This is a genomic window from Faecalicatena contorta, assembly GCF_022835095.1.
GTDB lineage: Bacteria > Bacillota > Clostridia > Lachnospirales > Lachnospiraceae > Faecalicatena > Faecalicatena contorta.
Window position 1 is genome coordinate 1 of sequence record NZ_BQNQ01000001.1, and the last position, 14,833, is coordinate 14,833.

Here is a 14,833-nt window from a genome sequence, read left to right on the forward strand (position 1 = left end):
CACATCATTTCTCATTGCTTCTCATACCGTTTTGATGTAAAATGTAATAGAGAGATTTTGCGTTCATATCTCTCTATTATATTGATTAGGAGTACTGTCGATGAACATTGTAGTTGAAAATTGGGAGCAGATTTTAAACAAAATGAAGGACGAATATTGCTCATCTAATATTTCATACAATACGTGGATTGCGCCGCTTACTGTATATGAAGTTACCGATGACACTGTCTATATTCTCGTAAAACTAAAAGCCAGCCTGGAACATATAGAAGAGAAATATCTCCTTCCTTTTAAAGTGTGTATTGCAGAAGTTACAGGCACTGAGTTTGAAATCTCTTTTGTTACTGAAGATAATGTCATCATCCAGGAAAAGAAAGAAAATGTCATAAAGAATAAAAAGTCAAATGCTATCTTTGAGAATGCGAATCTCAATGCCAAATATACATTTGATACTTTTGTTGTGGGCAGTAATAATAATTTCGCACATGCTGCGTCTCTTGCGGTTGCAGAATCACCCGGGGAGATTTACAACCCTCTTTTTATATATGGAGGTGTCGGACTGGGGAAGACTCATCTGATGCATTCGGTTGCACACTTTATACTTGAGAATGACCCTTCCAAGAAGGTCCTGTATGTGACAAGTGAGACATTTACAAATGAATTGATTGATGCCTTAAAAATAGGTAAAAACGGCAATGAACTTGCCATGACCACTTTCCGTGAAAAATACCGAAATAACGATGTGCTTCTGATTGATGATATTCAGTTTATAATAGGTAAGGAAAGTACACAGGAAGAATTCTTCCACACGTTTAACCATCTCCATGTGTCAGGGAAGCAGATTATTATCTCCAGTGATAAGCCTCCGAAGGATATCGAGACACTGGAAGCACGGCTCCGCACCCGTTTTGAATGGGGCCTGATTGCGGATATTTCCTCACCTGATTATGAGACCAGGATGGCCATTCTCAGAAAGAAAGAGGAACTGGACGGACTGGAACGTTATCACATTCCGGATGAAGTACTCCAATATATTGCAAATAATATTAAATCCAATATCAGGGAACTGGAAGGCTCCCTGAACAAGCTGATCGCCTTATCCAATCTGGAGAAGAAGCCGATCGACATTCCTCTGGCCGCAGAAGCACTGAAGGACATGATTTCGCCCGATGCAAACCGGACGATTACTCCTGAACTGATTATCGATGTTGTTTCCGAACATTTTAATGTCCCCATTTCTGAATTGAAGGGGAAGAAAAGAAATGCTGAGATTGTACTTCCACGTCAGATTGTAATGTACCTCTGCCGTGCCATGACGGATACCCCCCTTAAGACTGTAGGTATTATCCTGGGAGGCAAGGATCACGCTTCTGTCAGCCATGGAGTTAAGAAGATCGCACATGACCTTACAGTTGACGAGGCTCTGAACAACACTGTGAACATTATTAAGAAGAAGATAAATCCTATTTAATGTGGATAAATTGTGGATAACAATGTTAAAATGATGTGAATTATGAGGTTAATAAAAAAATTAAGGAGTTTGAGGAGTTTTTTATCCCCATCTTGTCCCAACACTTTCCAGTGGATGTCTACACAGTTTTCAGTATGGACAACCCCTTAATTTTAAAGGCTTTGAAGCACTTATGAACTTATTCACAGCCCCTATTACGAAGAAGACGGAATTGATTTATATATTTATCTATAAAAAACGCGGTGGAAAGTTTTTTCACCACAACCATCGAAAGGAGTTACCGACATATGAAAATCGTTTGTTCAAAATCTAACCTGGTTAAAGGTGTCAGCATTGTATCCAAAGCTGTACCATCCAAAACTACAATGCCTATTCTGGAATGTATTCTGATCGATGCATCTACAGATGTCATTAAGCTGACTGCAAATGATATGGAACTTGGAATTGAGACAAGCATCGAAGGTGATATCGTAGAGAGAGGAATTATAGCCCTGAATGCAAGAATATTTTCAGAGATCGTCAGGAAGCTTCCTGACAATGATGTAACCATTGAGACCGATACGGATAACCAGACAATGATCAACTGTGAAAAAGCGAAGTTCAATATTGCCGCACAGTCGGGAGAAGATTTTTCATACCTGCCCGTGATTGAAAAAGAGGATTACATTACCGTCTCTGAATTTACGTTGAAAGAAGTCATACGACAGACTATCTTTTCCATCGCAGATAACGATACAAATAAGATGATGACAGGCGAACTGTTCGAGATCGAAGAGAACATCCTGAAGGTGGTCTCTCTGGACGGCCACAGAATCTCGATCCGTAAGATTGAGTTAAAGGAAAACTATGCGCCGAAAAAGGTGATCGTACCGGGTAAGACACTGCAGGAGATCAGCAAGATTATTGGCGGAGAGGCAGAGGCGGATGTAGACATTTCGTTTACAAAGAACCACATTGTGTTTGAGTTTGATAAGACGGTGGTGGTATCCAGACTGATCGAAGGAGATTATTTTAAGATTGACCAGATGCTCTCCAGCGATTATGAGACAAAAGTAAGAATTAACAAGAAAGAGCTTCTGGACTGTATTGACAGAGCCACCCTTTTGATCAAGGAGGGAGACAAAAAGCCGATTATCATTGATATCCGGGACGAATCCATGGAACTTAAGATCAAGTCTCAGATTGGATCCATGGATGAGGAAATCTTTATCACAAAAGAAGGGAAGGATCTGATGATCGGGTTTAATCCTAAGTTCTTGATCGATGCCCTGAGAGTCATTGATGATGAGGAGGTTGACCTGTATTACATGAATGCAAAGGCGCCATGTTTTATCAAGGATGAAAAACAGAGTTATATTTATTTGATTCTTCCGGTTAACTTTAATGCGGTGTAATAGCTCAGGCCTGTCTGAAATGTTACAACGCGGTTGCATAATAAATGGGGACGTGGCCCTTTTATCCAGATATAAGGCACGGTGGTTTCAGGCCGGGATAAAAGGGCGGCGTCCCCAATGGGGTTATCGAAAGGACAGAAAGGACTTGGTATGGAGATTATAAAGTTACGTGAAAGCGATGAATTTATTAAGCTGGGGCAGGCACTGAAAGCGGCCGGGCTTGTGGATTCCGGAGTGGAGGCAAAAGAGGTTGTCCAGGACGGATTGGTAAAGGTGAACGGGGAGACGGACACCAGAAGAGGGCGCAAATTATACGTTGGGGACAGGGTGGAATTTGACGGCCAGGAAATAAAAATTGAAAAATAGTCTGAAAAAGTGTAAAATAATTGTGTCAGTTCAGATAGGTCTGCGCATTTACTGCGCAGACTGTACGGAAAAAATGGTGGTTGCAGGCATACAGCGCTTTGCCGCAGGTTAATTTCTATGGGCTGGATGCGTAACAGTTCAGGCAGGCCTCAACTGTTACTAATAATTACATGCTGATGGAGAAATTATGGTAATCAAATCTTTAAAACTAAAGAATTACAGGAATTACGAATTGTTGGATTTGACCTTTGATCCCAAGACGAATATTCTCTACGGCGACAATGCACAAGGCAAGACGAATGTACTGGAAGCCCTGTATTTATCCGGGACTACCAAATCTCACAGAGGTACAAAAGACAGAGATTTGATTCAGTTTGGACGTGATGAAGCACATCTGGAGACTATTGTTGAGAAAAGGGGATTAGAATATCAGATCGATATGCATCTGAAAAAGAACAGTCCCAAAGGGATTGCTATCAATAAGATTCCGATCCGCAAAGCAAGTGAATTGTTTGGAATTATTCATTTTGTATTTTTTTCTCCGGAAGACTTGAACATCATCAAGGACGGGCCTTCCGGAAGAAGAAGATTTATCGATCTGGAATTGTCGCAGCTTGATAAAGTATATCTCAGCAATCTTTCTAACTATAATCGAATTATTAATCAGAGAAATTCCTTACTCAAAGACATTTATAAACAGGAGAATCTTGTGGAAACGTTGGATATCTGGGATATGCAATTGGTTGAGTACGGGACAAAAGTAATGGAGAGCCGGAAGCGGTTTATAGAAGAAGTTAATGAAATCATCTCTGATATCCACTATAAATTAACTGGGGGGAAGGAGCACATTACTCTTTCCTACGAATGCAGCGTCGGAAACCTTAGCCTGGAACAGGCTCTGAAGAAAAACAGGGATAGGGACATGAGGCTGAAGAGCACCTCTGTGGGCCCACACAGGGATGATCTTTGTTTTATGGCGGGCAGCCTGGATATCCGCAGGTTTGGGTCGCAGGGACAGCAGCGGACGGCAGCTTTGTCGCTGAAGCTCTCCGAGATTGAACTGGTCAGGTCACTGATCAGGGATACGCCTGTGTTATTATTGGACGATGTATTGTCTGAACTGGATAAACACAGGCAAAACTATTTACTGGATAGTATTCATGATATACAAACGGTAATCACATGTACTGGATTAGATGAGTTTGTGAATCATCGATTTTCTATTAATAAAATTTTCCATGTAAAAAATGGACAGGTAGCAAAAGAAAATTAGGAGGTTTTTAAATGGGTGCAACAGGTACAGAATTTGATGCTGAATATGGAGCAGATCAGATCCAGATATTAGAGGGATTGGAAGCGGTAAGAAAAAGGCCGGGGATGTACATCGGAAGCACTTCGTCAAGAGGACTTCACCATCTGGTATATGAGATTGTAGACAACGCTGTGGATGAGGCGCTGGCAGGATATTGTGATACAATCTTTGTAAGTATAAATGAGGGAAACTCAATCACGGTTATTGATAACGGGCGTGGTATTCCTGTGGGGATCAATCATAAGGCCGGGCTTCCTGCGGTAGAAGTTGTATTTACAATTCTGCATGCTGGGGGAAAGTTTGGCGGCGGGGGTTACAAGGTATCGGGCGGCCTCCACGGTGTGGGAGCTTCGGTTGTAAACGCACTGTCGCAGTGGCTGGAGGTAGAGATCTACAATGAGGGTAAGATCTACAGGCAGAGATACGAGCGTGGAAAAGTTGTAGAAAAGCTGCGGGTGGTCGGGGAATGTGAGGCTGATAAGAGAGGTACTAAAGTAACATTTCTGCCGGATGATGAGATTTTTGAGGAAACGATTTTTGATTATGATACATTGAAGCAGCGTTTCCGCGAGATGGCTTTCCTGACAAGAGGACTGCGGATTGTACTTAGGGATGAGCGCGGGGAAGAGCTTGTGGAGAAGAATTTCCACTATGAGGGCGGAATCAAGGAGTTTGTCACTTATTTGAACCGCAGTAAAACAGCTCTTTACGACCAGATTATATACTGTGAGGGAATGAAGGATAATGTAGCCGTTGAGGTTGCCATGCAGCACAACGATTCCTACAGTGACAATACTTATGGCTTTGTAAATAATATTACTACGCCGGAGGGCGGTACTCATGTAGTGGGATTCCGCAACGCACTGACAAAAACTTTTAATGATTACGCGAGAAAAAATAAGCTGCTCAAAGACAGCGAGCCGAATCTATCCGGTGAGGATATCCGGGAAGGTCTGACTGCGATTATCAGTGTAAAGATTGAGGACCCCCAGTTTGAGGGACAGACAAAGCAGAAGCTGGGCAATAGTGAAGCGCGCGGCGCTGTGGATAGTATTGTGAGTACCCAGCTGGAGATTTTCCTGGAGCAGAACCCAAATGTTGCGAAAATGACTGTCGAAAAGTCAGTGATGGCGCAGCGTGCAAGGGAGGCAGCCAGAAAAGCAAGGGATCTTACCAGAAGAAAGTCTGCCCTGGAGGGAATGTCCCTGCCGGGTAAACTTGCCGACTGCTCGGACAAGGATCCGAAAAACTGCGAGATTTACATCGTAGAGGGTGATTCTGCCGGCGGTTCCGCGAAAACTGCCAGAGACAGATCCACTCAGGCTATCCTGCCGCTGAGGGGAAAGATTCTGAATGTGGAGAAGGCAAGGCTGGATAAGATTTATGGAAATGCAGAGATTAAAGCGATGATCACTGCATTTGGCACGGGAATACATGAGGATTTTGATATTACAAAGCTTCGGTATCATAAGATTATTATTATGACTGATGCCGACGTGGATGGGGCGCATATCAGCACCCTGTTATTGACATTTTTATATCGTTTTATGCCGGATCTGATCAAAGACGGTTATGTATATCTGGCGCAGCCGCCGCTGTACAAGCTGGAAAAGAACAAGAAGGTATGGTATGCATACAGTGATGAGGAACTGAGCCAAATTCTTTCAGAAGTGGGACGTGACGGAAACAACAAGATACAGCGCTATAAAGGTCTTGGAGAGATGGATGCGGAACAGCTGTGGGAGACCACCATGGATCCGGAACACAGAATACTGCTGAGGGTGACGATGGACGAGGAGACTTCTTCAGAGCTTGACCTGACTTTCACTACGCTGATGGGAGACAAAGTAGAGCCAAGGCGGGAATTTATCGAGGAGAATGCGAAGTATGTGCAGAATCTGGATATCTAATCGTACATTGTGGGGAAAGTACTGATTACTGACCAGCATCGAATAATTAAGGGTTTGGCCGAACGGACAATTTGTCTGCCGGGAAACCTTCAAAGGAAAGGATATAAAAATGGAAGATAATATTTTTGATAAAGTCCATGAAGTTGATTTGAAAAAGACCATGGAAAATTCTTATATCGATTATGCCATGAGTGTAATAGCTGCTCGTGCCCTGCCCGATGTAAGAGACGGCCTGAAGCCTGTACAGAGAAGAATTCTGTATTCTATGATTGAATTGAATAACGGGCCTGACAAGCCGCACCGTAAATGTGCGCGTATTGTCGGTGATACTATGGGTAAGTATCACCCGCACGGCGACAGTTCCATTTACGGGGCGCTGGTAAATTTGGCCCAGGAATGGTCCACCAGATATCCGCTTGTTGACGGCCACGGTAACTTTGGTTCTGTGGACGGTGACGGCGCGGCTGCCATGCGTTACACGGAGGCACGGCTCAGCAAGATTTCCATGGAGATGACTGCGGATATCAACAAGGATACTGTTGATTTTACACCGAATTTTGATGAGACGGAAAAAGAGCCGACCGTGCTGCCAGCCAGATTTCCGAATCTTCTTGTCAACGGAACATCCGGTATTGCAGTTGGTATGGCTACCAATATACCTCCCCACAATCTGAGAGAAGTTATCGGTGCAGTTGTGAAAATCATTGACGATCAGATTGAAGAGAACGGCGACACGGCCATTGAAGATATTTTAAAGATCATTAAGGGACCAGATTTTCCGACAGGTGCGGAGATTCTCGGAACAAGAGGGATCGAGGAAGCATACAGAACCGGACGCGGCAAGATCCGTGTGCGTGCAATTACGAATATTGAGCCTATGGCAAACGGAAAGAACCGGATCATTGTCACAGAGCTTCCCTATATGGTAAATAAAGCCAGATTAATTGAAAAGATTGCAGAGCTTGTGCGGGATAAGAAGATCGATGGAATTACAGACCTGAGCGACCAGTCGAACCGCGAAGGGATGAGGATTTGTATTGAACTGCGCCGGGATGTGAATCCAAATGTCATTCTGAATCAGCTGTACAAGCATACACAGCTGCAGGATACATTTGGCGTCATTATGCTTGCGCTTGTGAATAATGAGCCAAGGGTTATGAATATTCTGGATATGCTTCGGCTTTATCTGAAGCATCAGGAGGAAGTTGTAACCAGAAGGACAAAGTATGAACTAAACAAGGCAGAAGAGCGTGCACATATCTTAAAAGGCTTACTTATCGCGCTGGATCACATAGATGAAGTCATTAAGATCATCAGAGGGTCCAAGAACGTCCAGATTGCGAAAGAAGAATTAATCGCAAGATTTGACTTAACAGATGTGCAGGCACAGGCTATTGTGGATATGCGTCTCCGTGCGCTGACCGGTCTGGAAAGAGAGAAGCTGGAGAGTGAATTCGAAGAGCTGATGAAGAAAATCGGCGAATTAAAGGCAATTCTGGCTGATAGGAAGCTGCTTCTCGGCGTGATCCGGGAAGAGATTCTGCTTATTTCTGAAAAGTACGGGGATGAGAGAAGAACATCCATCGGCTTTGATGAATTTGATATATCCATGGAAGATCTGATTCCAAGGGAAAATATTGTTATTACCATGACCAGGCTCGGATACATCAAGCGTATGACCATGGATACCTTCAAGAGCCAGAACAGGGGCGGCAAGGGAATTAAGGGAATGCAGACGCTGGAAGAGGATTATATCAAGGAATTATTTATTACCTCCACCCATCACTATATTATGTTCTTCACCAATACAGGGCGTGTATACAGGATCAAGGGATACGAGATTCCGGAGGCCAGCAGGACCGCGAGAGGGACCGCTATTATTAATATCCTGCAGTTGATGCCGGATGAGAAGATTACGGCTATGATCCCGATACAGGAGTATGAGGACGGTAAGTTTTTGTTTATGGCAACAGAGAAGGGGCTTGTGAAAAAGACTCCGATTACCGATTATGCAAATGTTAGAAAGACAGGGCTTGCAGCGATCACGCTGCGCGAGGACGACAGGCTGATTGAAGTCAAGATTACGGACAATGAGGAAGATATTGTACTGGTAACCAAATATGGCCAGTGTATTAGATTTAATGAAAAGGATGTCCGGGCGACAGGAAGAACTTCTATGGGGGTCCGCGGCATGAACTTAAGCGACAGGGATGAAGTCATTGCAATGCAGATGAGCACTCAGGGCAGCGATCTCCTCATTGTATCGGAAAAGGGGATGGGCAAGCGCACCAGCCTGGAGGAATTTACAACACAGAACCGCGGCGGTAAGGGCGTGAAGTGCTATAAGATAACCGAGAAGACCGGAAATGTAGTGGGCATGAAGGCCGTGAATGAAGATAATGAAATTATGATTATCAATACAGAGGGAATTATTATTCGTATGCAGTGTGCGGATATATCAGTTCTCGGACGTGTGACATCGGGAGTAAAACTGATTAACCTTGCCGAGGGGGATACCGTGGCGAGTGTCGCTAAGGTAAGAAAGGCATCTGCTGAGATTGATGGAGAAAAGGTAGAAATCTCTGAAGATGATGAGGAGATTCAGGAATAAACTAATGGCTGAAGGGACGCTTTCCGGAGTCGTGAAAGGGATATCCTGGATGCGGCATTCGAAGATAACTGCCGCTAATCAAAAGAAAAGCCAGCATGATGAACACCGCCGACAAACACGGGAATGCAGGATGCATTCCCGTATAAGTTGGCTTACAAGCAGGACTTGTGGTCCTGCTTGTAGTTCATATGCTGGCTTTTCTTTTGATGAAGCGGCAGTAATCTCCGAATGAAGCATCCGGGATATCCCTTTCACGACTCCGGAAAGCTGGTGCATCAGGACGGGAGAGTTGAATTCCTGGGATGGCTCTCTGCGCCGGCAGGGGCGGGGGAGGCGGATTGTTAATGGATTCATGGATCGATTCGTTATTGGTAATAATGTTTATTGAGTGAGATTATATTCAGTTATATATTTTTAGTGTGGGGTTTGGTATACTTAAGAAAATTGGAATAGTATTTGTGGGTTTTAGTTTATTGGTGAGGGATAATGAAGAAAATAATTATGTTCGTGTTTCTAGTAATAACAATAATTCTTTTTTCTGGCTGCAGTAAATATGATGATAATCCGAAAAATTCTGCGGCAGGGGCGCTGTCTGAGGAAAACGTAATCAATCGAATTTTGGGAAAGGTTATGGATATCAGGTTGGGGTACAGGAGGGGCAGATAGATTTATTTATTGATGACAAATGGATCGTGTTTGAATTATTAGAAAATGGAACAGATTATACAAGGCAGGATTAATCTGTGTTTGATATATTATTTTGTGTGAAAAAGTGTATAATTAGTAAATGAGCTTCCTGATGTTGATGCTTTTAGAATCATATTATGAGAGTACTCATTTAGGGAAAGGAGGAAACGTCATGCGTTTAAGCCTAAAAAAGCGAGGGTTGTTTAGTGGGAAGATTCTTTTTGAAAAGGTGATTATGTTTTTTCTGTATCGTGGAATGAAGACTTTATATAAGTATGATAGCAGAGTCTACAAAGAAATTGAGAGCTGGCCGATGGGAAGGACGATTGTTCTGACTGCATCAAAAAGGGGGCCAAAGCTTTGTTTAGTAAGAGTATCCAGTGGTATAGTGCGTTCCGGAAATATTGAGGATCCGGATATTCTAATTTCATTTAAAAGTATTGACGGTGCATTTCTGGTATTTTCCGGACAGATGGGGATTACAGAGGCTTATGCTCAGCATCGTTTTATGGTGAAGGGGGATATTGCCGAGATTATGTCTATTGTAAGGTGTATTGAATTGGCCGAAGTATATTTGTTTCCTAAAATAATTACAAAAAGAATACTGCGTAGAGTACCTGGTAAACAACTGGGAAGTTTTCGGGTATATTGCCATTTATTATTGGAATTTTAGAATAAAGACTCAAGTAAACTTTTTGAGTATTCATGGCGGGCTGTCATTATGCTTCGTATGACTGATTTCTTTGGCGCACCGATTCGATCTGGGGGTATATATATCTTATTGTAAAATAAAAGTTATCAACAGTTATATTACTAAAAAACGGAGTAATTCACATAAAGTATGTGGAAAACACTGGAAAAATGTGGAAAAGTCTATTTTATTTGAAATTTTGATGAGATTTAGGAGGAAAACTTGTGCTGCCAACGTATTATGAATTTCAGAATTCAACAAAAATTTTATCAGGAAAGTATGCGCTTGAAAACATTACCTACGAACTAAAGGGACTGGGGGCGTGCAGGCCGATTTTGTTATCCGGCAGGATTCTCGAGAAAGTGGGATCTCTAAAAAAGGTGATCAACGCAATTGTTTCCACAGGAATGGAGCCGGGGGCTATTTTTACAGATATTCCTGCAGATTCTTCGGTCGAGGTTGTGAATAGAATCGGGAAAACATATAAAAAAGCGGCCTGTGACAGTATCATAGCTGTAGGAGGAGGTTCTATTATAGATACTGCAAAGGGCCTAGAAATGCTGATATCCCAGGAGGCAGAGGATTTGCTGGAGCTGCAGGGCTGCGAGTCCATGATTCGAGGAAAACATATCCCCTTTATTGCAGTGCCGACCACATCGGGGACCGGTTCAGAGACAACACTTGTAGCTGTGATTAAAAATATAGAAAAGTCCGTAAAAATGGAGTTTATATCAAACTATCTGTTACCGGATGCAGCGGTACTGGATCCCCGAATGACAGAAACGCTTCCACCGAAAACGGCAGCTTCGACAGGTTTTGATGCATTATGCCATGCAATAGAAGCATTCAGCTGTACTCAAAAAAATCCACTGAGCGATGCCTATGCCGCCACTGCAATAAAACTGATTTCAGAGAATCTGGTGACCACCATAAAAAATGGGAAAAATATTGAGGCAAGACTTGCAATGGCAAACGCATCCACTATGGCTGGTGCAGCATTTTCCAATTCCATGGTAGGAGTAGTTCATGCAATCGGACATGCACTGGGTGGAGTCTGTAAAGTACCCCATGGAAATGCCATGTTCATATTGCTTCCATATTGTATGTTATATAATTATAAACAATTGGGAGATATATACGGAGAATTACTTTTATATCTGGAGGGGCCGGAAGTGTACGCCAGAACTTCTGCAGAAAAGCGAAGTGAAGAGGCCATAAAATCCGTTAGAAAACTCGAACGCAGACTTCATAAGTTATGTGGACTGCCCATGACACTAAAAGAAGTAAACGTGGAGAAAAAAGATTTTGATGCAGTGGCAAAAACAGCACTGAATGATGGGGCTATGCTTTTAAATCCGGCTGCAGTGGATTATGAGGACGTCATAATGATATTAAACCAGGCTTACGAGTAAAGGGGTCTGACCCCTTTGCTTACCATTTTCAGAATATTCTTAAAATTCATTTGTTTTTAGAAACGTGCAATAGAAATGCAATTAATAGACGGGTACGAAATGCTTTATTGAAATAAGGCAGGAAGTATTCGTTTTTTTTATCTTATAGGAAAGTTCGCCTATAAGATAAACAGGCCCTCCTGCGGGGATGCGCACTGCGGCGTAAGAGGCAGATGTCGCGATGCGGCCGCCGCAGGCGCGAGTTTTGCAAGCGAAACTCTATTTTATTTTAAATTTATAATCAATTTACTCCTGTTATAAGCAATTACCTAAGTATTAATAAGTAAGCTGTAAGTAAACAGTATTCTTCAGGGATTTAGATCTCCGAGTTTCATAGCCTTCTTAGTCTACAACTTAGCTATATATACTTTAAATTAATAAAAATATATCGTTATTCAATAAAAATATATTGAAATACAGTTTCGGTAATGATATAATCCATTAAAAGAACTATTGGAAAATTACACAGAATTTGGAAAGGATTGAATTTTATGAAGCAGGAAAAGCTGATCAGATTTACAAGTGGTTTTTTAGGTTTTATGTTTTATGCAGGAATTATCGTACTGTTGGGTCTCCCATTTATATTAAAAGTGGCAGGCAGGTATTATTATGCAGAAATAGAAGTACAATTTTGGCCTATGTTAATTACTGTTGCTCTTGCAGGTGTCTGTGGCCTTACCATTGTGCACCAGCTGAGAAGGATGATAAAGACAGTGATTAAAAAAGACTGTTTTGTGGATAACAATGTAAAAAGCCTGAGTATGATGGGAAAAGTAAGTTTTATTATTTCTGTGCTATTTGTAATAAAGTTATTTTTTCTGCCCACTCCTGCAACGTATGTCGTTATTCTGACCTTTTTTATAGCCGGACTGTTCAGCCATGTTCTGGCCTGTGTTTTTAAAGAAGCTGTACGTTTTAAAAACGAAAATGATCTGACCATTTAAGTGGAATATATTACAGGAGGAAAAGGATGTCAATTATAGTGAATTTGGATGTTATGATGGCAAAAAGAAAAATAAGCGTGACCGAGCTGGCGCAGGAGATCGATATTACAATGGCCAATCTTTCGATATTAAAAAATAATAAAGCAAAGGCCGTCAGATTTACCACTTTGGACGCTATATGCAAGGCTTTAAAATGTCAGCCCGGAGATATTCTGGAATATGTAGAGGAGGAAGATTAGCCGGAGCGGGATCTGATGTTGACGAAAACTTTCAGTAAATCAGGAAAGGAGCATTTACTATGGGAACATTATCAGTCAGTAAAATAGAAGAGAATTATCTCTATACAGGATGTATGTGTGGGATCTACGGTTTTATATTTACTTTCTGTCTGTATAAGAATCTGTCAGGAGTTACATTCCCTGTCATTGTTGCAGTAACAATTGCTACAGCGTTTATGTTTTTGAAAAGAATGGGAATAACAATAAAGAAAAATTTTTATATTTACGCAGCTGGGATGCTGCTGCTGGGAATTTCTACTCCGCTGACAATGAGTAAATTTTTTCATTTTTTTAACTGGATTGGAATTATACTGCTTTTTATGTCTGGAATGATTCAACAGGTAAACGAGCAGGGAAACTGGAGCTTTCAGAAGTATATAGTATCTATTCTGATGCTGGCGGGAAAGACGATTGCTTCTGTGTGTGATCCCTTAATTCATGGAATCAGATACAGGAAAAAGAGGGGAAAAAAAGAAAGCAGATATTTTAAACCTATTATTCTTGGGTGTGCGTGTGCAGCCGGGCTGTTAGTAATTGTCCTTCCGCTTCTTGTAAATTCAGACAAAATTTTTGCGGTGTTTTTCGGCCGTTTTACGGGATGGTTTAGATTTGGGGCTGAGCTGGGAGTAATTCTGACATTTCTGGCGGGCTATATTCTGATGTATGCATTTCTTTCAGGAATATCAGCACTGAATATAAAAGAGAAAGAAAATGTAAAACAGCTTTCTTTAAATTCTGTTGGGATTACATTTTCAGGGATACTTGCCGTTATATATGTATTTTACTCTGCGATTCAGATATTATTTTTGTTTTTACGGTTTGAAAGTGGTCTGCCAGAGAGCGTCACATATTCACAGTATGCGCATGCGGGATTCTGGCAGCTACTGGCGGTCAGCATTATTAATTTCATCACTGTGTTAATCTGTGTTAGTATTTTTGAAGAAAATAAAATTTTGAAAATTATTCTTATGATAATTTCAGTATGCACATGTATTATGACTCTTTCCGCAGCTTACAGGATGATTCTTTATGTAAGAGCCTACCATCTTACTTTTTTAAGAGTTCTGGTTCTTTGGTTCCTGGGGGTGCTTCTGCTGATTATGGTGGGGGTTATGCTGAGTATTATACGAAAGAAGTTTCAATTATTCAAATATATCATGGTCGTGCTAGCAGTCTGCTATATTGCGCTGTCATTTGCAAAAGTGGATAAACTGACCGCACAATATAATGTCAGACACTGGGATCAGATTTCGGAGGTAGATATGATGCACCTTATGTTTGCCAACTCTCTGGATACCGCGCCAGTTGTGGTTCAGGCTGCTGAAAAGGCAGTGGGTGATCCGGAATACTGGGATGGGAGGCTGAAACAGTATTTTCAGTGGATTCAAGAACAGGATATGTCCCTGAGAACCTGGAATTTTTCAAAAGCCAGCGCTAAGGAAGCAGCAGAAGAATATCTGCGTTGACGTTGAACTGCCTTTAAAATACCTTATTTTGCGTCTTTACTGAAGGTCTGCCCTTCTTCCATATCAATATTTTTATTTACAACAGCCAGTCTATTTAAATTCATGAAAATCTGTAACAGTTCAGGCAGGCCTGAACTGTTACGAAATCCTCCCAATTTTGAGATAAGTTTATTACACCACTATTTTCTTTTTTATAAAATTATATTATAATAAGAAAAGTTGTGAATTAAAATAAATGAAATAATTAAATAG

The 14,833-nt window shown here is 41.6% G+C and carries 11 protein-coding genes; all 11 read left to right on the top strand.

What is annotated here, in order from left to right:
• The first annotated feature begins 100 nt into the window (after positions 1 to 100).
• The 11 genes from dnaA to MWG26_RS00055 all read left to right on the top strand — a co-directional run bounded on the left by dnaA (position 101) and on the right by MWG26_RS00055 (position 14,581).
• Positions 101 to 1,471 (top strand): chromosomal replication initiator protein DnaA, encoded by a 1,371-nt coding sequence (dnaA, locus tag MWG26_RS00005; protein WP_025653884.1) that lies wholly within the window; start codon positions 101 to 103, stop codon positions 1,469 to 1,471.
• Between the two features lie 287 nt (positions 1,472 to 1,758).
• Entirely contained in the window at positions 1,759 to 2,865 is a 1,107-nt protein-coding gene (dnaN, locus tag MWG26_RS00010; RefSeq protein WP_025653885.1) for a DNA polymerase III subunit beta, read from the top strand.
• Positions 2,866 to 3,015: 150 nt separating this feature from the next.
• The gene (locus MWG26_RS00015; protein WP_025653886.1) at positions 3,016 to 3,231 is read left to right on the top strand and encodes an RNA-binding S4 domain-containing protein; all 216 of its coding nucleotides are present in this window, start codon (positions 3,016 to 3,018) and stop codon (positions 3,229 to 3,231) included.
• Positions 3,232 to 3,418: 187 nt separating this feature from the next.
• Positions 3,419 to 4,504, top strand: a complete 1,086-nt coding sequence (gene recF, locus MWG26_RS00020) for a DNA replication/repair protein RecF (RefSeq protein WP_025653887.1) — start codon at positions 3,419 to 3,421, stop codon at positions 4,502 to 4,504.
• Positions 4,505 to 4,515: 11 nt separating this feature from the next.
• Positions 4,516 to 6,453, top strand: a complete 1,938-nt coding sequence (gyrB, locus tag MWG26_RS00025) for a DNA topoisomerase (ATP-hydrolyzing) subunit B (RefSeq protein ID WP_025653888.1) — start codon at positions 4,516 to 4,518, stop codon at positions 6,451 to 6,453.
• A 109-nt stretch (positions 6,454 to 6,562) separates the two neighbouring features.
• Positions 6,563 to 9,064, top strand: coding sequence for a DNA gyrase subunit A (gene gyrA / locus MWG26_RS00030; protein WP_025653889.1), 2,502 nt, complete (start codon positions 6,563 to 6,565; stop codon positions 9,062 to 9,064).
• 859 nt (positions 9,065 to 9,923) lie between these two features.
• The gene (locus tag MWG26_RS00035) at positions 9,924 to 10,424 is read left to right on the top strand and encodes a hypothetical protein (protein ID WP_025653891.1); all 501 of its coding nucleotides are present in this window, start codon (positions 9,924 to 9,926) and stop codon (positions 10,422 to 10,424) included.
• A gap of 242 nt (positions 10,425 to 10,666) precedes the next feature.
• On the top strand, positions 10,667 to 11,854 hold the full coding sequence (locus MWG26_RS00040) for an iron-containing alcohol dehydrogenase (RefSeq protein ID WP_025653892.1): 1,188 nt from the start codon (positions 10,667 to 10,669) through the stop codon (positions 11,852 to 11,854).
• 530 nt (positions 11,855 to 12,384) lie between these two features.
• Positions 12,385 to 12,837, top strand: a complete 453-nt coding sequence (locus tag MWG26_RS00045) for a DUF2975 domain-containing protein (RefSeq protein ID WP_025653893.1) — start codon at positions 12,385 to 12,387, stop codon at positions 12,835 to 12,837.
• A 26-nt stretch (positions 12,838 to 12,863) separates the two neighbouring features.
• Positions 12,864 to 13,076 carry a helix-turn-helix domain-containing protein gene (locus MWG26_RS00050; RefSeq protein ID WP_025653894.1) on the top strand — a complete coding sequence of 71 codons (213 nt, stop codon included), beginning with the start codon at positions 12,864 to 12,866 and terminating at the stop codon, positions 13,074 to 13,076.
• Positions 13,077 to 13,135: 59 nt separating this feature from the next.
• Positions 13,136 to 14,581 (top strand): DUF4153 domain-containing protein, encoded by a 1,446-nt coding sequence (locus MWG26_RS00055; protein WP_117440544.1) that lies wholly within the window; start codon positions 13,136 to 13,138, stop codon positions 14,579 to 14,581.
• Positions 14,582 to 14,833 lie beyond the last annotated feature (252 nt).

Coding starts and splice junctions, on each gene's coding strand:
- dnaN (WP_025653885.1), top strand. CDS start 1,759: ATGAAAATCGTTTGTTCAAAATCTAACCTGGTTAAAGGTGTCAGCATT.
- MWG26_RS00035 (WP_025653891.1), top strand. CDS start 9,924: ATGCGTTTAAGCCTAAAAAAGCGAGGGTTGTTTAGTGGGAAGATTCTT.
- MWG26_RS00015 (WP_025653886.1), top strand. CDS start 3,016: ATGGAGATTATAAAGTTACGTGAAAGCGATGAATTTATTAAGCTGGGG.
- gyrB (WP_025653888.1), top strand. CDS start 4,516: ATGGGTGCAACAGGTACAGAATTTGATGCTGAATATGGAGCAGATCAG.
- MWG26_RS00045 (WP_025653893.1), top strand. CDS start 12,385: ATGAAGCAGGAAAAGCTGATCAGATTTACAAGTGGTTTTTTAGGTTTT.
- dnaA (WP_025653884.1), top strand. CDS start 101: ATGAACATTGTAGTTGAAAATTGGGAGCAGATTTTAAACAAAATGAAG.
- recF (WP_025653887.1), top strand. CDS start 3,419: ATGGTAATCAAATCTTTAAAACTAAAGAATTACAGGAATTACGAATTG.
- MWG26_RS00050 (WP_025653894.1), top strand. CDS start 12,864: ATGTCAATTATAGTGAATTTGGATGTTATGATGGCAAAAAGAAAAATA.
- MWG26_RS00055 (WP_117440544.1), top strand. CDS start 13,136: ATGGGAACATTATCAGTCAGTAAAATAGAAGAGAATTATCTCTATACA.
- gyrA (WP_025653889.1), top strand. CDS start 6,563: ATGGAAGATAATATTTTTGATAAAGTCCATGAAGTTGATTTGAAAAAG.